The sequence below is a fragment of the Pseudoalteromonas sp. DY56-GL79 genome (genome assembly GCF_041414765.1).
Classification (GTDB): domain Bacteria; phylum Pseudomonadota; class Gammaproteobacteria; order Enterobacterales; family Alteromonadaceae; genus Pseudoalteromonas; species Pseudoalteromonas piscicida.
On record NZ_JANHZS010000024.1, the window covers coordinates 50,387 to 66,189 of the forward strand.

Consider the following 15,803-nt stretch of genomic DNA (forward strand, 5'->3'; position numbering starts at 1 on the left):
CGCCCTACTCCTCCATGCTCGCGATCACTTCTGCTAACTTTTCATGTAATGTCGCGGGTGCTTTTTCCTGCTCAGGTTCAATTTCGCGATAGGCAATATCCAACAAGGTATTGGGCGATAACGATTCAACTTTGCCCAAATCTTCAAACAACCACTCACTGGCAGCTGCGCCTTTAGACACCCGCTCAATACCACAAAACTTAATATCCTTTCCTTTTAACGCTTCATCAATCTCAGCTCGAAAGCGGCTATTGGTTTCAGCTGCAGATAATTTTAAGCGAACATAGGGAGCGCTATCGAACTTGCTAAAATCCTGCGCCGCGATAGCTTCGCATAATTCAGCCAAGCGCTTTGCACCATCTTCAGGGATATATAACACATCTTTAAAACGGGGAACGTAAAGGGGGTTTACATCGACCAGACCTTGCTCATTAAATTCAGCGAGCAATACCTGATGCTTATAATTGCGTTCGGAAAATGACATTGGCAAAGGTGTGCCGCAGTATCTGATAGCACTTTGCTTAGCGACGGTTTGCGCTTTATGTAAATGGCCTAGCGCAACATAGTCAAACTGCTCGCCAAACACGCCGGCAGACACCGCATCGAAGCCGCCAATGTTGAGGTTACGCTCAGAATCTTCAGAAATCGTTCCACCTTTGGCGTGCAGATGCCCCATTAGCACAATAGGACCTTTCACTTCTTCTATCGTGCTTAGCGCATGCTGATAAGCTAATTGTACCCCGGTTTGATAGTCAAACTCGTCATCTAGCGGTTTTGGTAAATCAGCACTGCGCAAAAATGGCATTGCCACAACATGCATATGCTGCGCTGCGATGGGTAAATCGATAACAACTTGTTCAGGCGCTTGCTTGTTAAAGCGTCCAATAACATGGGTGTTGAATAAGGTTAAGAGCGGTTTTGCGGTTTCAATGCGATTAGCGGAATCGTGGTTGCCTGCAATCAGAATAATGTGCAGCTGAGGGCACAGTTGAGATGCTTTCTGGATAAAGGTATACAGTTGCTTTTCAGCACTCGCGGGCGGTGTTGCGGTATGAAAAATATCACCGCTGATCAACAGTACATCAATTTGCTGTTCAACCAGCGCATCGCATAGCCAGTCTAAAAACAGCTGATGCTCTTCACTGCGATCATGCTCGTAAAACGATTGCCCTAAGTGCCAGTCAGACGTGTGTAAAACCTTCATTTAGCGTTCCTTTTCCTATAGAAACGCTAATATAGCATCGTCGAGCAATATTCGTCTTGTGAATATTGACGCTTTAACAGCTTAGTGAGTCAACTGCCACCAAGCAAAAATGATTATAGGTAATGCCAGTAAAAAGAATTTAGCAGGTAACTTGAAAACACGACTATGCTTATCTTGCACGCGTTTAATCGCCGATTTCTCGTTACAGGCAGCTACTTTATCAACATAAAAATAGCCGTCATCTAAATAATCTTTACAGTTTTGTTCGTCTGCAGGAATTGCAACAAACTTCTCTTGTTTTTTTAGTATGTAGAAATCCATACTGCCCACCACATTTGATTCGCTAAACGGGTATTTAGTACAGAGCAAAACTAACGCCAGTTTTACCCATAGATTGTAAAGTGCGCGATTTTAAAGACAAACTTGGGTCAATATCAACAACTAATTTTGTTTTCTTTATTTATTTATAAAATGTAGACAATAACCCAGCAAAATACCTTTTTGGCATACAAATTAATTTTTTTGAGCATTGTATTTTTTCTATCAAAAACAACAGATTAAAAAACACTCAAAACAGCGTAATTTCAGTCGTGCCTAAATCTTGTTACTTTATCTCAAAACTTTGATTTATGTGTTTTTATTTGTCAGTTTATTGACACGTAGAAGGTTTTATTTGTCTTCCTTTGTCACCATGCAAATCCCCTCTACTCACTCCGAGCAAAAACTGAAATAAAAATGTTTATTGGTCAATGCTTTGGCACGATAAAATGGGAAATAACAATGAAAAAATCAACACCAGCCATGCCTTTATTGGTTGCACTAGCGCTATCCGGTGTCGCACACGCCAGCGCCATTTCGCAAACCAAAGGGCATTTTGAAGATAAGTTTCGCCAATTAGATGAGACTTTACCGACCCCTAATATCTACCGCAGCGCAGCCGGTGAGCCCGGAGAGCGTTATTGGCAACAAAAGGTGGATTATGATATTGATGTAAACTTGGACGAGAAAGCCAAAAGGTTAACCGCTACGCAGACCATACATTACAAAAATAACTCTCCTCACACCCTCAAATATTTATGGCTACAATTAGACCAAAATATCTTCAAAAATGATTCAATTGCTGAACGCACTGCAACTTTTGGGAACGAATTACAGAGTAATCCGGTTACAAAACATGCAAAAATTTCACTAAATCAACTCAGACGTCAGCAGTTTATGGATGACACAGAACTTGGTTTTGTCATTAATAATGTCAAGGACGGTCGCGGTAAACCGCTCAAGATCACGATTGTTGATACCATGATGCGTGTTGACCTAAACGAACCGCTCAAATCAGGTAAAGATCTGCAATTTAGCATGGACTTCGCCTTTAATATTGTTGAAGAAGATGCGGTTGGCGCACGTTCGGGTTATGAGCACTTTGAAACAGATGGTAATGACATCTTTTTGCTCGCGCAATGGTTCCCTCGTCTAACGGCGTATACAGACTATGAAGCTTGGACCAACAAGGCGTTTCTTGGCAGTGGTGAGTTCACGCTTGAATTTGGTGACTACGATGTTGAAATCACGGTGCCGGCCGATCATATCGTTTCTGCAACCGGTGAGTTAGATAACCCAAAGCAAGTTCTGAGCAAAACCCAGCGTGACAGACTAGCGCAAGCAAAAACAGCAAAACGCCCGGTATTCATCGTTACTGAAGAAGAAGCGCTAGAAAACGAAAAAGCCGGCACAGATGACACTAAAACGTGGCGCTTTAAGGCCAAAAATGTGCGCGATTTTGCTTGGGCTTCATCACGTAAATTTATGTGGGATGCTAAAGGCTATCAGCAAGGTGGTGACGAGCAGCCTCTCGTGATGGCCATGTCATTTTTCCCCAAAGAGGGGGGTGACTTGTGGAAAAAATACTCCACCGAAGCCGTTATTCATACCATGGAAGTCTATTCACGCTTCTCGTTTGATTACCCCTATCCAACCGCGCAGTCGGTAAATGGTCCTGTCGGTGGGATGGAATATCCGATGATCACTTTCAATGGTCCTCGTACGAAATTGCAAGATGATGGCTCTCGCACCTATTCACTGGCCGAGAAACGTTTTTTAATCGGCGTTGTCATTCACGAAGTAGGGCACATCTACTTCCCTATGATAGTCAACTCAGACGAGCGCCAGTGGACATGGATGGATGAGGGCCTCAATAGCTTTTTAGATGGCGTTGCTGGCCGCGAATGGGATCCCACCATTCCTTGGGGCGTTGAGCCAAGAGATGTTGCTGCCTACATGAAATCTGAAGATCAGTCTCCAATCATGACGCAATCAGACAGCGTATTGCACTTAGGTCCAAATGCCTACACTAAGCCAGCTGCGGCTCTTAACATTCTGCGCGAGGTGATTTTAGGCCGTGAGCTATTCGATTTTGCATTTAAAGAATATGCCCTACGCTGGAAATATAAGCGCCCAACGCCTGCCGACTTTTTTAGAACAATGGAGGAAGCCTCTGGAGTCGATTTAGATTGGTTCTGGCGTGGCTGGTTTTACAGCACAGATCATGTCGATATCTCACTAGATAAAATCTATCAATTGCGGTTAGACACCAAAAACCCAGACATCGACTTTGGCCGTCTACGTGAGTTTGAAAAGAACAAACCAATGTCGTTATTCGTCAAGCGTAATCAAGAACAAGGGCGCGCACTTTGGATTGATAAAAACCAAGACATAACAGACTTTTACGATAGTAATGACCAGTTTACGGTAACCAATGAAGAACGAAATGAGTATCGTGAGTTTTTATCTGAGCTTAAACCTTGGGAAAAACGTACCCTTGAGCGCGCGGTAAAAGAAGACAAAAACTATTACGTGCTTAAGTTTAGCAATGTCGGCGGACTCGTGATGCCAATCTTACTTGAGCTCACGTACCAAGATGGTAGCAAAGAAGAGCGGACTATCCCTGCCGAGATTTGGCGGCGCAATGCCCGTAACGTCAGCAAGCTAATTATTACGGATAAAGATAAGCCGCTTGCGTCTGTGACCGTTGATCCGCGATGGGAAACTGCTGACGTTGATATTGAGAATAACCATTACCCAAGACGCATTATAGAATCTCGCCTAGAGCTCTATAAAAAGAAAGAGCGAGAAGGTAAAGTGTATCGCGATATCATGCAAGACGTAAAAGCCGAGCTAAAACCTCTTGAAGAGAAAAAGGATAACTAATGAAAACCTGGCGCTTAGCCTGTTTACTGGTGCTGATTTCGCCGCTTTGTCAGGCGCACCAATTAAAAGCAGCGATCACCACCGTGTTATTTAACGAACGCAGTGGCAATATCGAGATCATGCACAGATTTTATCTCCATGATACTGAGCATGCGATAGAGAGCCTATTGAGTCACAATGCCGACATCTTTAACAACGCTGCTGATAGAGCAAGCTTTGCGAATTATGTCAGTAAGCACGTTGAAATAAAAACAGGCGCAGGGAAAGTGCTGCCTTTAAATTTGGTTGGTGCGGAAATCGATGGCCAATTCTTTTGGGTATATCAAGAAACCCCGCTGTTCTCACCAATAACAGAGCTTAAAATGCGTCACAATGCACTCAGAGATGTGTGGTCAGAACAAGTCAATTTAGTAAACTTCGAAGGCAAAGGAAAAGTCAGGTCGCTGCACTTTGATGGCAATGATGATTGGCTAAGCGTTACGTTTTAGGTTATCTAATTCGCTAAAGTAAAAAGGCACTCGGTGCCTTTTTACTTTATCAACTCATGTTCTGCGCTAAAGTTAAAGCATACATTGTGAACGCGCGACGAGGAAAAGGAATGATAGCCTCAATAAAGCTGGTTTTAACCTTCATATTACTAACGTCATATAGCGTCTGTGCAAGTGATCTTGTGCGCTATAACATCTCTAAAGAATTTGCCGATCCCAAACAAGACTACTACATCGCGCTGTTAAGACTGGCTCTAAATAAGAGCCGCGATAAATACGGCGCTTACCAACTCATTGAAAACTCTTTCGATCACACCCCCCAAGGACGCACCTTAGAAATTTTGGAGCAAGGGAAGCTTTTAGATGTTCACTGGAGCATGACGTCAATCCAACGGGAAAAAAGTTTAGCAACGGTATATGTGCCGTTACTTAAAGGGATGATGGGGGCGCGTTTATTTCTTATCCATAAAGATACCGAGGAAAGACTCTCCCTACTTAACTCACCCGCCCAATTAATGAGCTTCACGCTTGGCAGTGGTATCGATTGGCCTGATACCTCAATCTACGAAAAAAATGGCTTTGTTGTAGTTACTAGCATGGCAGCCCTATTACCTAAAATGCTAGAAGAAAAGCGCTTTGAGCTCTTTCCTCGTGCGCTTCACGAACCATGGACGGAGTTACAAAGTATGAATAGTGCAGTGGTAGAGTCCAAGTTCGCATTTTGTTATCCCACCGCCATGTATTTTTTCGTCAATAAAAACAACCGTCGACTCAAGGAGCGCCTTACCTATGGCCTCAACAAAGCAATAGAAGACGGCTCGTTTGATAAACTGTTTTTCAATCACCCAATTACTCGTGAAGCCATTGCAAAAGCTAAATTTGAAGAGAGAAAAGCATTAAAACTGCAAAACCCAAACTTGAGTGGCCACACAAGGGATACCCTGTTTAACCCCAAATATACTTGGCAACCTATCCACCAGTGCATATCACCCAACTAAACCTAGCTCAGAGCGACAAGCTATTGAAACTTGAATTATCGGCTTTGGTTAATTAATCTGGGGCGGGGATACAGCAGTAACGGATCGACATTAGTTCAATCATGCTTTTGTAGATTTCTCTGCCTATTCAGTAGTTCATTTTACACGATGGTATCGTACACCAGCGCTGGCTACCTAAAGTTGTCAACTAAAATAAATTCACCATCAATAAATAATAAAAACAAAGAAGGCCGATACCTTGATCAATATTCCACCTAATATCCCACGCTCGAACAGCCCTATTGGTCGAAAACTTGGAAACTTGATGCTTAAGATGATGGGATGGAGGATAGCTGGCACTTTCCCAAGTGAAGACAAATTCGTAGCAGCCGTCGCGCCGCATACATCAAACTGGGATTTCTTTATTGGCATTGCTGTCAAGCTTGCACTTGATGTTGAAATTCGTTTTTTAGGCAAGCACACCATTTTTATCCCACCATTTGGCTGGCTATTACGTAAATGGGGCGGTATTCCGGTTAGGCGAGATACACCTCATGGTATGGTCACGCAGGTTCGCGATATCTTCAATGCCAACGACCAATTAATTTTGGGCCTAGCCCCAGAAGGGACTCGTAAATACACCTCAGAATGGAAAAAAGGTTTTATCTACATAGCACAATCCGCCGAAGTCCCCATTGTGCCTATGGCAATAGACTACCGTAGTAAAACTTTTGTTGTTATGCCGGCGATTAACAATACTACAGAGCTCACTCCCGATCAGTTACTTCACCAAGTCAAACAACAGTTTTCAAAACAAATGGCAAAATACCCTGAACACGCATCAGGACTATGAATAAAAGCGTCAACTAAAGCTGAAAACTTTAAATATACAAATCAACTAGATAGAGACTAACAGATAAATAATGCCACTAATTGAAAAAATAAAGTCAATCTAATCAATCACTTTAAAAAGACACACTTTAGTTACATTAGTTTGACAACTCCACTACTTAACACATTTAACCACACCACATTGTAAAGATTTGTTAATGAGATTTATACATATATATCATGAAGATATTTAATTTTAATGAATCCAGATGAAAACACTTGGTAAATTAAAAGTTGATCACAAACCCGCAAAATGAATAGTATTTCACCACTTATTAACGTATTCGTGGTGGATTATGCGATTGCTCATTGTTGCATTACTTGTTGGTTTTATTGGAATTGCTTTTTGGAAAATGATGCCTGAAGCTCAACTTTCACATGCAAATGTAATTCAAGTTTCGAACAACACAGAAGATGAGTCGAAGGCGACCCTAGAGCTTGATACGCTTGAACAAGGTTCTAAGCAAGTCACCATCACAGCAGCGCCAATACAAAAAAGCAGTGACTTTTATGCGGTGAATAAGGTATCGAATAAAGCAAAAGCCGTGCTGTCAGCCGCAAAGGTGTTACCACAAGACTTAAACAATGAAGCTTATATTGAATTTGACTTACCTACACTCAGAAAATTAGAAGGCGGCGATAACTTTGAATTGCTTATTCCGCAAACACAAGAGTCATTTGTAGCAGAAGTGACCGGCATATCCTTAGCAGAAAACGGCGATAAAAGCGTCTTTGGTAAGGTCACAGGTGCTGATGGTCGTTTCCATACCACCGTTTTGACGGTAGGAAAAGACGCCGTATATGGTCAACTCACCGCGCCAAGCGGCAACTATGTATTCGAATCAAAAGACCAATTTGGCTGGATCGCAGCCAAGCGAGACTTATATCGCTCTCACAAAGAAGAAGAACTGCATCCGCATGATAGTCATGACGAAACAGAACGTAACTCAGTGTCTGTGAAGGAAGATATTTTTCAACCCAAAAGTAACGTTAACTAAAAGAAAGGAAAAACAATGAATACAACAGTAAAGGCAGCATCGCTGGCAACAGCACTCGCTCTATCTGCAAGCGCATCAGCAGTCACCGTTGATATCGGCATTCTTTATACTGATCAGTCAGCGGCTGCTACATCAAACATTAACACTAAAATCAATCAGTTGATTGCGTTTACAAACCAAGTTTACAGCCAAAATGGTATCGATCTGCAACTACGTCTTGCAGGCACGCAAAATTTAGGTAACTACAACATCACACCAACGAGTGCTTGGTTAGATTCTGTGACTAACAGCAGCTATGTAGCTAACCTACGTAATACTTGGCGTGCAGATATGGTTGCAGTACTTGGTACAGGTGAGCGCAATGGTAACTACATCACATGTGGTCTAGCTTGGGTAGGTCAAGGTAGCAATGGCAACCTATATTCAAGCATGAGCAACCGTATGTTCAGCATTACAGGTATCGATTGTGGTGCAACAACATTTGTTCATGAGCTTGGTCACAACCAAGGTCTAGCGCATTCACGCAAACAAGGTGACACCAGCGGTGGTGTATACGTTGACGGTATGGGCCACGGCGTACAAGACAACTTCGCCAGTATCATGGCCTATCCACATGTATTTGGTAATGCAACACAGTACGACTACTTCGCTAACCCGAACTGGTCTCTTGGCGGTGTGCCTTACGGTGTAGTTGGTCAATCATATGCTTGGAAAACGGTAGATGCGACTAAAACGAGCATCGCAAACTTCAAGTAATCGCTTGACGTTCAAGTTTCAAACTAAAACACACCCAAACCCGCGCTCTTAGCGGGTTTTTTCGTGCTTAGTATGCTTACTTTGCCAACCATTGATTGATTTCTTTATACATAAAGTCGCGGATTAGAGGTTGTGCTTCTTTGTTTGGGTGTAAGTTATCGTTTTGCATTAACTCCGGTTTGTCCGCCACTTCTAACATAAAGTAGGGCATTAGATAGCTACCGGTTTGCTCTGTCACTTGTTGGTAGCTCTCAGTAAACATACTGGTATAACGCGGACCTAAGTTAGGAGGTATTTGTATTTCCATTACGGCAACGTTGGCGCCAGCTTGTTGACTAGATTGCACCAGTTGTGTGAGATTTGCCTTTAACCTTTTAACAGGGAAGCCACGTAAGCCATCATTACCGCCCAATTCGATTAATACATGAGTAGGCGAAATCGTTTTCAATTGCTGATTTATTTTTGCCACAGCATTACCTGTTGTTTGACCGCTAACGCTAACATTGATAATTTCGATCGGATTTTGTTCTGTTTCGTATTTATTTTGTAACAATTTAACCCAACCATCATCTTGTTTCAGGCCATAAGCGGCGCTTAAGCTATCACCAACTATCATGAGTTTTTGCTTGGCATTTGCGCTTAACGGCGCCATTACAACAACAAGTATGAACAACAACTTTAGGAAATAGTACTTCATGTCAGTGCTTTCTCAGTTAAATATGATCCAAGTAAAAGGCCTTACTAAACAGGTCTCTACCGTCGAAGGTAATCTCACTATCCTTAGTGATATCGATTTCACTGTCAAGTCAGGTGAGTCCGTGGCTATCGTTGGTGCTTCAGGCTCTGGTAAGTCAACCTTACTTAGTTTGCTTGCCGGCTTAGATATCGCATCCAAAGGAGAAGTTCATTTAGATGGCGAATCATTACAAAAAATGGATGAAGAAGCTCGAGCTCAGTTGCGAGCAGAAAAAGTCGGCTTCGTATTTCAGTCATTTATGTTAGTACAAAGCTTAACGGCGCTTGAAAATGTGATGCTTCCTGCTGAATTAGCTGGGGACAAAGGTGCAAAAAATCAAGCGACAGAGTTATTAGAAAAAGTTGGCTTGTCTCATCGACTAACTCACTATCCCTCACAACTTTCGGGTGGTGAGCAGCAGCGAGTGGCTATAGCCAGAGCCTTTGTTGGCAAACCCAAAATTTTATTCGCCGATGAACCATCAGCCAATTTAGACAGTAAGAACGGCCATCTTATCGAGCGTTTGCTGTTTGACCTAAACAAGGAAAATGGCACCACTTTGGTGCTTGTTACCCATGATGAGCAACTCGCTCAACAGTGTGATCGCATCATTCATATTGAAGCTGGAAAACTAGAAGTAATAAAACAAGGAGCGGCTGTCAATGTGGTTTAAGTTAGCACTTACTTTATTCTCTAGGGAATTTAGACGAGGCGAGCTCACCATCATCCTAGCTGCAATTGCGCTTGCAGTATTGACTGTATTTAGCTTGTCTTCCATTACCGAGCGGATCCGTTTGAATCTAGAACAAAAATCCGCAGATTTTATCGCTGCTGACAGGCGGCTTTCGAGCAACCATGATTTCGACGACCGAGTACTGACCACAGCACGAGAGTTTGGCTTAAATACCGCCAAGCAAGTGTATTTTGACTCGATGTTATTTGCCAACGATGAGTTAATTCTTGGCGCGCTAAAAGCGGTGACAGAAACCTATCCACTTAGAGGTAAACTTACTTTAAGAGATAGCCTTAATGGCGAGAATTACCAAGTTCAAGCCGCCCCAAAAAAGGGCAATGTATGGCTCAGCGAAGGCTTGTTTTATTCCCTTAGTCTTAACATTGGCGACATGGTAGAAATAGGGGCAGGGCAGTTTACCGTGAGTAAGGTGCTTATTAGCGAGCCTGATGCCCCTTTCTTCTCGCTGGCGGGGAACAAACGCGTCCTTATTAATTATGATGATATTGCGGTGACGAAAGCCATTCAACCCGGAAGCCGAGTATTTTATCGCCTACTATTTTCGGGCACAGAGCAGCAGCTGGGAGAGTACTACACTTGGCTCAAGCCGCAACTCAAGAGCAACCAATCTTGGCAGGGAATAAAAGACAGGCAATCACCTTTAGGTGAAAACTTAGCTCGTTCGGAGAGCTTTTTACTCCTTGCTGGATTGTTCGGTATCATGCTCGCTGCCGTAGCGATGGCGGTTTCTGCAAAGCGCTATTGTGAGCGCCAATATGATCCTGTCGCCATGATGAAAACTCTCGGTGGTAGTCGCAAAACCATCCGCCGTATTTATCTTTTACACCTTTCTTTAGTGACCTTTTTTTCCGTTGTAGTCGGTCTTGCTATCGGTTACGGGCTGCAAAGTATTGGGGCCGCTTACCTGATTAACTTTATGGATACAGCCCTGCCTGAAGCAGGCTTCAGGCCTTGGCTGTTGAGTATTGCTGTAGGTGTAGTGTGTGCAATGATGTTTTCATTGAAACCACTATTAGATTTATTTGATATCCCGCCGCTGCGCGTCCTAAGACGTAACCTCGGAGACACCATCGCGATTAGTCGAATTCATATGGCGCTCTCGGTATTAACTATTTTTGGATTAATGTGGCTATTTAGTCGCGATATTAAGATCACCGCGATTTTATTCGGCGCAACCTTGCTACTCATGGCCGTGCTATACGTGATCTCAAGACTATTATTTTCAGCGGGCAGAAAACTGGGGTTGAGCCCTGGCTCAAGTTGGTCTCTTGCCATTGCCACACTGCAAAAACGTGCTAATGCAAATGCGGTACAGCTTATTAGCTTTGCTCTGGCTATCAAATTAATGTTGTTTTTAGTGGTACTGAAAAATGACATGATCTCAGATTGGCAGATGCAAGTTCCAGAAGACGCACCTAATGCGTTTTTTATCAATATCATGGAACAAGAAATTCAGCCAATGCAAAGCAAACTCGATGAAAGTGGCATCAAACATGAACATTTTTACCCCGTCTTTTTGGGCCGTGTCAATGCGCTAAATGGCGAAGAGTTTGCGCGCAGGGTCTCACTACAAGAAGGTGAAGAAAAAGACGAAGATGCACGAGAAGGGGTAGGGCGAGAGCTCAACCTTACCTGGCTAGATGAATTGCCAGCGGGCAATGAAGTAGTCGATGGCGAATGGTTTGACGACTCTGATGCGCTTCAAGTTTCCGTCGCTCAAGGGCTCGCCGAGCGGGTAGGGATAAAAGTGGGGGACACGCTTAGCTTCCTAATCAATAGCCAAACAATTGAAGCCAAAGTAACGAGTTTACGTAGTGTCAATTGGGGCTCGCTGAAACCTAACTTTGTGATGATATTTAACGATAAAATCGCCGGCCAATTCCCAGTGACTTACTTTACTGCCGCCAAGCTTGAAATAGCAGACACTAAGGTTATTAGCCAGTTTTTGAAAGCGTATCCAACAATTAGTATGATCGACATTCAAAGCCAGCTCAAACAGGCGCAGTCGATGATTTCTCAAGTCTCACTGGCGATTAGCTTTGTACTTAGTATCGTGCTTATCAGCGGTTCTTTGGTGCTCATTTCTCAGGTTCAGGCAAGCCTTGCCGAACGTATGCAAGAAATCGTTATCTTACGCACTCTCGGTGCCAAAGGTCGTTTGATAAAACTCGCCACGCTTTATGAGTTTTTATTACTTGGCGGATTAGCAGGGCTGGTAGCTGCCGTGGTCAGTGACATTGCACTGTTTGTGATCCAAGTCCAAACATTCGATGTGGATGGCCGCTTGCACCCCTATATTTGGCTATTAGGGCCTGCAACTGGCGCAACGTTCGTCGCTGTAATTGGTTACTTTATGGTGGCGAATACCATGAAACAAAATACACAAGGACTACTACGCAAACTCGCATAAAACTTCGAAAAGCCTAAAAAGTGGCTCACCGTTACCATCAGTGAGCCACTCATCTCGCAAAAGCAAAACTCCATCGTCTTGATCTTTACAAACTTCAATTACGTACCTACCTTTAAGTAGGGCTACGCAGTACATATGCGAAACCAAAGGATATTAAAAATGGATAGGATACCGGTTAAAGGCATCATTTTTGACCTAGATGGCACACTAGTGACATCTGAACTCGATTTCTCACTTATTCGGGCACAAATTGGCTGTCCGGTAGGGCAAGACTTACTCAGTTTTATCAGTGGATTGCCTTCACCTTATATGCGTGAAGAGGCCATGAACATCGTCCACCAACATGAACTATGTGACGCACAGCACTGTGAAGTTATTCCTGGGGTTAAGGAGTCTATTGCGCACCTTTCGAGAATGGGTGTCCCGCTTGCCGTTGTGACCAGAAACTTTGCAAAAGCGGCGCGATTGAAGCTTAAAACAGCGGGATTGCCAATCCCATTGATTTTAACGAGGGACGACGCGCCAGCCAAACCAGACCCAGCCGCACTGCTGCAAGTTGCTCAGACCTGGCAAGTGCCACCTTATCAATGTGTTTATGTTGGCGATTACCTCTACGATATAGAGGCGGCACATAACGCCAATATGCCATCATGCTTGTTTGCCCCCAATGACAAACCTCACTACGCAGAGCAAGCAGATGTCGTCATTAGTCACTTTGCTGAGTTAGTTGATGCGCTGTACACGCTAGACATGAGAAGACACCGCTACTTAGCCTAGCGCAATAACATTGAAGCTATCAGTTATGTGTTATTTGATAGTTTGCCTTTTTTCCCTCAGTCGACTCAAATGACCCTTTGTCACCCACCGCAATCGCGTCAACATCGCTCTGTACCACCGTAAAATTACTATGTGCTTTACCATGCTTAAAACGACCGTCGTGCATCAATACAACTTTGCCTTGTTGCCCAGAAAAGCACCCGATTACTGCTTCAAAGCCATTAAATTCAACATCTCCTTCTTCGGTATAGTGAAGCTGATAATAAACTTCGCTACTGCCTTCAATTTCGCCGTCATAACTGAGGCTCACCACGGCTTTGGAGAGTTTAGCACCATCATCAAATTGTTTTTCTGTGGTTTCTTGCCAATTGATAATTTCGTACACACCTGTTAGTTGCATCGCATTTCCCTTAATTTTATAGTAGAAGAGTTTGACCTTGCTCTGCAGTTTCATGCAGCTTGTTTTAAATCTAGCACGCAATTTAAAATTGGTATTGTAAAAACGCGACAACAAACAATGAGCTCTATCCATAACAAGGCAGCGATGAAATCTAACCTTAGCCCAATCAACGGTGTACTCCACCAACAACAAAGCGCTCCAAACTACCAGCTTAGACGGTATTTCCCATGCACAGAGTTAAAAGGTCTTGTCGAGCAGTTTTGGTTTGTCGACTGGTGTTTGCCGGATAATAAAACCCATACACAACGAAACTTACCAGATCCCAACTTTCATTTACTACTAAGTACCGATGAAATAAAAATTATTGGTCCTGTAAGCAAAGTATACGATTACACAATGCATGGAAAAGGGCAGATCTTGGGAGTTAAATTTAGGGTAGGTGCCCTAGTAGAGCAATTTGATATCACCCCTTTGGCATGTGTCGATAAAACCTTTTCTTTGGAGCATCTTTGCGATGTGCCATCGAGTTCGCTTATTTCTTCATTAACGGCGGCAAGTGATGATGCAGAGCGGGTAAAAGTGCTATCACAATTTTTAATGCCGTTTACACTCCCCTTAAGCACAGGTACAGCTATGGCTGAAGGTATTCTCAACACTTTGCAAGATCACAGCGATATTTTTACGGTTGAGCAACTGGCCGAACAGTGCAACATGCCAATACGAAAAATACAAAGGCTCTGCCAACACTACATCGGTTTTAGTCCCAAATGGCTAATTCGAAAGTATCGTCTACACCAAGCGCTTGCACTGCTTGAATCTGATGCGACTACAATGGCAGACATTGTGGCTCAGTTGGACTATACCGATCAGTCACATCTTATTAGAGATTTTAAAGAAATAATAGGCACCACTCCCAATCGTTATCTCAAACGCCCCTAACAGGTACTTCGCCTCTATGTGTTGTAATGCCCCTTTACAACGCCACAACGCAATGACACTTAAGCCTCAATCGCTTTACAAATTAGTGCAATTGCACCGCTTGTCATCGAGACATTAAACGCTTCTCTATCTGGGTTACACTCCATAGCAAGTGCAAAACCATGTAAATAATCAACCAGTAAGCAAATCGCATCTTGTTGTGCCTTTTCTTGTAATTCAAGCGTTTGAGTCACTTCTTCAAATCGAGTTTGAAATACCTGAGCTGGACCTACTGAGTCCATTGACAGCAGCACAGTTAACAACCCTGGATAGTCGTCGAGTAGCTGTAAATAACTTGCACTGAGCTGTTGTAGTTCTGTTTGCCACTTTTCATCGCAGCTAGGTTCATATATTTCATCGACTAAAGAGCAGGTCAAAGCTTCGAGCAAAGCCTGTTTGTTTTTAAAGTAGTGATAAATTGCCATCGCATCGACATTTAGGCTGCTCGCCAACGCTCGAATACTAGGTACTTTTCTACTTTCCTTCATCTGCAATTTGGCTGCTTGTATGATCCGCTCCTGACTTAGTGCTTCACCTTCCGCTAACGGTCGGCCACGCTTCTTATCCTTGACACTCATTGTTTACTCTCGCTAAGATAAAATAAATTCTACACTGTAGAATTTATTTTATCTTGAAATGGTTTAGGGTTCAATTGGAGTATAAAATGGCAAACATCGTCTATATCGGGGCAAGCCTAGACGGCTTTATCGCCGATAAAAACAACTGCTTAGACTGGCTACACGATTTACCCAACCCTGAAGGTTCAGACTTGGGGTTCGCCGATTTTATGGCCCGCGTAGATGCCATCATCATGGGACGTAATACCTTTGAGACAATCCAAGGGTTTGATTGCGAATGGCCATATAATAAACCTGTTTTTGTATTAAGTAATACGCTTAAAGAGGTACCAAAAGTTTTTTCAGATAAGGTATCGCTTGTGCGAGGTGAACTGACAGATATCGTCGAACAACTGGCTCAGCAGGGCTTTAAAAACCTTTACATTGATGGCGGAAAAACCATACAAAGCTTTCTTCAACAAGATCTCATTGATGAGCTAATTATCACGACCATTCCAACTATTTTAGGTGGTGGAACACCTTTATTCGGAAAATTAAACGAACCGCTTAAATTCAAACATGTGAATGCTGTGAGATACTTAGATTGCGTGGTAAAAAATTACTACGTACGCCAAAGATAACCCTAAGAAGGCGCTTAAAATAAGCGCCTACA

The 15,803-nt window shown here is 43.1% G+C and carries 16 protein-coding genes; 11 read left to right on the top strand and 5 right to left on the bottom strand.

Going from position 1 to position 15,803, the window contains the following annotated elements:
- Window positions 1-4: 4 nt before the first annotated feature.
- Together NO992_RS17270 and NO992_RS17275 are read right to left on the bottom strand one after the other, a co-directional pair.
- Window positions 5-1,204: an exonuclease subunit SbcD gene (locus NO992_RS17270; RefSeq protein WP_010605594.1), complete on the bottom strand. Its 1,200-nt coding sequence runs from the start codon at window positions 1,202-1,204 to the stop codon at window positions 5-7.
- 81 nt (window positions 1,205-1,285) lie between these two features.
- Window positions 1,286-1,525: a hypothetical protein gene (locus NO992_RS17275; RefSeq protein ID WP_010376069.1), complete on the bottom strand. Its 240-nt coding sequence runs from the start codon at window positions 1,523-1,525 to the stop codon at window positions 1,286-1,288.
- A 459-nt stretch (window positions 1,526-1,984) separates the two neighbouring features.
- Here NO992_RS17275 and NO992_RS17280 point away from each other — a divergent pair, with 459 nt between their 5' ends.
- From NO992_RS17280 to NO992_RS17305, 6 genes are all read left to right on the top strand, one after another.
- Window positions 1,985-4,408 (top strand): M1 family metallopeptidase, encoded by a 2,424-nt coding sequence (locus tag NO992_RS17280; RefSeq protein WP_371379287.1) that lies wholly within the window; start codon window positions 1,985-1,987, stop codon window positions 4,406-4,408.
- Complete coding sequence (locus NO992_RS17285) at window positions 4,408-4,896, top strand: DUF6702 family protein (protein ID WP_371379290.1); 489 nt, start codon at window positions 4,408-4,410, stop codon at window positions 4,894-4,896. Before NO992_RS17280 ends, NO992_RS17285 begins: the two co-directional genes overlap by 1 nt.
- A 110-nt stretch (window positions 4,897-5,006) precedes the next feature.
- Window positions 5,007-5,894, top strand: coding sequence for a hypothetical protein (locus tag NO992_RS17290; RefSeq protein ID WP_211856880.1), 888 nt, complete (start codon window positions 5,007-5,009; stop codon window positions 5,892-5,894).
- A gap of 238 nt (window positions 5,895-6,132) precedes the next feature.
- On the top strand, window positions 6,133-6,726 hold the full coding sequence (locus NO992_RS17295) for a 1-acyl-sn-glycerol-3-phosphate acyltransferase (protein ID WP_308375416.1): 594 nt from the start codon (window positions 6,133-6,135) through the stop codon (window positions 6,724-6,726).
- A 334-nt stretch (window positions 6,727-7,060) separates the two neighbouring features.
- Window positions 7,061-7,762: a hypothetical protein gene (locus tag NO992_RS17300; RefSeq protein ID WP_010376083.1), complete on the top strand. Its 702-nt coding sequence runs from the start codon at window positions 7,061-7,063 to the stop codon at window positions 7,760-7,762.
- 15 nt (window positions 7,763-7,777) lie between these two features.
- Window positions 7,778-8,518, top strand: coding sequence for a reprolysin-like metallopeptidase (locus NO992_RS17305; RefSeq protein WP_039495419.1), 741 nt, complete (start codon window positions 7,778-7,780; stop codon window positions 8,516-8,518).
- 76 nt (window positions 8,519-8,594) lie between these two features.
- Here NO992_RS17305 and NO992_RS17310 read toward each other — a convergent pair whose 3' ends face one another.
- Window positions 8,595-9,215, bottom strand: coding sequence for an arylesterase (locus NO992_RS17310; RefSeq protein ID WP_017216929.1), 621 nt, complete (start codon window positions 9,213-9,215; stop codon window positions 8,595-8,597).
- On the opposite strand from NO992_RS17310, the gene NO992_RS17315 reads away from it, so the two are divergent.
- The 3 genes from NO992_RS17315 to NO992_RS17325 all read left to right on the top strand — a co-directional run bounded on the left by NO992_RS17315 (window position 9,214) and on the right by NO992_RS17325 (window position 13,195).
- Complete coding sequence (locus NO992_RS17315; protein ID WP_010376092.1) at window positions 9,214-9,927, top strand: ABC transporter ATP-binding protein; 714 nt, start codon at window positions 9,214-9,216, stop codon at window positions 9,925-9,927. The two genes, NO992_RS17310 and NO992_RS17315, sit on opposite strands and share 2 nt — an antisense overlap.
- Window positions 9,917-12,418: an ABC transporter permease gene (locus tag NO992_RS17320; RefSeq protein WP_371379296.1), complete on the top strand. Its 2,502-nt coding sequence runs from the start codon at window positions 9,917-9,919 to the stop codon at window positions 12,416-12,418. The genes NO992_RS17315 and NO992_RS17320 overlap by 11 nt, the downstream gene beginning before the upstream one ends.
- 159 nt (window positions 12,419-12,577) lie before the next feature.
- Window positions 12,578-13,195, top strand: a complete 618-nt coding sequence (locus tag NO992_RS17325; RefSeq protein WP_010376096.1) for an HAD family hydrolase — start codon at window positions 12,578-12,580, stop codon at window positions 13,193-13,195.
- A gap of 19 nt (window positions 13,196-13,214) precedes the next feature.
- On the opposite strand, the gene NO992_RS17330 is transcribed toward NO992_RS17325, so the two are convergent.
- Window positions 13,215-13,595: a DUF3224 domain-containing protein gene (locus NO992_RS17330; protein WP_010376098.1), complete on the bottom strand. Its 381-nt coding sequence runs from the start codon at window positions 13,593-13,595 to the stop codon at window positions 13,215-13,217.
- Window positions 13,596-13,739: 144 nt separating this feature from the next.
- Here NO992_RS17330 and NO992_RS17335 point away from each other — a divergent pair, with 144 nt between their 5' ends.
- On the top strand, window positions 13,740-14,534 hold the full coding sequence (locus NO992_RS17335) for a helix-turn-helix domain-containing protein (RefSeq protein ID WP_371379300.1): 795 nt from the start codon (window positions 13,740-13,742) through the stop codon (window positions 14,532-14,534).
- A gap of 59 nt (window positions 14,535-14,593) precedes the next feature.
- On the opposite strand, the gene NO992_RS17340 is transcribed toward NO992_RS17335, so the two are convergent.
- Window positions 14,594-15,151: a TetR/AcrR family transcriptional regulator gene (locus NO992_RS17340; protein WP_371379303.1), complete on the bottom strand. Its 558-nt coding sequence runs from the start codon at window positions 15,149-15,151 to the stop codon at window positions 14,594-14,596.
- An 86-nt stretch (window positions 15,152-15,237) separates the two neighbouring features.
- Here NO992_RS17340 and NO992_RS17345 point away from each other — a divergent pair, with 86 nt between their 5' ends.
- Complete coding sequence (locus NO992_RS17345) at window positions 15,238-15,771, top strand: dihydrofolate reductase family protein (RefSeq protein WP_371379306.1); 534 nt, start codon at window positions 15,238-15,240, stop codon at window positions 15,769-15,771.
- Window positions 15,772-15,803: the final 32 nt, after the last annotated feature.

Bases quoted from the DNA above. Each gene is read 5' to 3' on its own strand.
- NO992_RS17305 (WP_039495419.1), top strand. From the start codon at position 7,778: ATGAATACAACAGTAAAGGCAGCATCGCTGGCAACAGCACTCGCTCTA.
- NO992_RS17310 (WP_017216929.1), bottom strand. From the start codon at position 9,215: ATGAAGTACTATTTCCTAAAGTTGTTGTTCATACTTGTTGTTGTAATG.
- NO992_RS17340 (WP_371379303.1), bottom strand. From the start codon at position 15,151: ATGAGTGTCAAGGATAAGAAGCGTGGCCGACCGTTAGCGGAAGGTGAA.
- NO992_RS17315 (WP_010376092.1), top strand. From the start codon at position 9,214: ATGTCAGTGCTTTCTCAGTTAAATATGATCCAAGTAAAAGGCCTTACT.
- NO992_RS17330 (WP_010376098.1), bottom strand. From the start codon at position 13,595: ATGCAACTAACAGGTGTGTACGAAATTATCAATTGGCAAGAAACCACA.
- NO992_RS17325 (WP_010376096.1), top strand. From the start codon at position 12,578: ATGGATAGGATACCGGTTAAAGGCATCATTTTTGACCTAGATGGCACA.
- NO992_RS17285 (WP_371379290.1), top strand. From the start codon at position 4,408: ATGAAAACCTGGCGCTTAGCCTGTTTACTGGTGCTGATTTCGCCGCTT.
- NO992_RS17275 (WP_010376069.1), bottom strand. From the start codon at position 1,525: ATGGATTTCTACATACTAAAAAAACAAGAGAAGTTTGTTGCAATTCCT.
- NO992_RS17270 (WP_010605594.1), bottom strand. From the start codon at position 1,204: ATGAAGGTTTTACACACGTCTGACTGGCACTTAGGGCAATCGTTTTAC.
- NO992_RS17345 (WP_371379306.1), top strand. From the start codon at position 15,238: ATGGCAAACATCGTCTATATCGGGGCAAGCCTAGACGGCTTTATCGCC.
- NO992_RS17290 (WP_211856880.1), top strand. From the start codon at position 5,007: ATGATAGCCTCAATAAAGCTGGTTTTAACCTTCATATTACTAACGTCA.
- NO992_RS17335 (WP_371379300.1), top strand. From the start codon at position 13,740: ATGAAATCTAACCTTAGCCCAATCAACGGTGTACTCCACCAACAACAA.
- NO992_RS17320 (WP_371379296.1), top strand. From the start codon at position 9,917: ATGTGGTTTAAGTTAGCACTTACTTTATTCTCTAGGGAATTTAGACGA.
- NO992_RS17280 (WP_371379287.1), top strand. From the start codon at position 1,985: ATGAAAAAATCAACACCAGCCATGCCTTTATTGGTTGCACTAGCGCTA.
- NO992_RS17300 (WP_010376083.1), top strand. From the start codon at position 7,061: ATGCGATTGCTCATTGTTGCATTACTTGTTGGTTTTATTGGAATTGCT.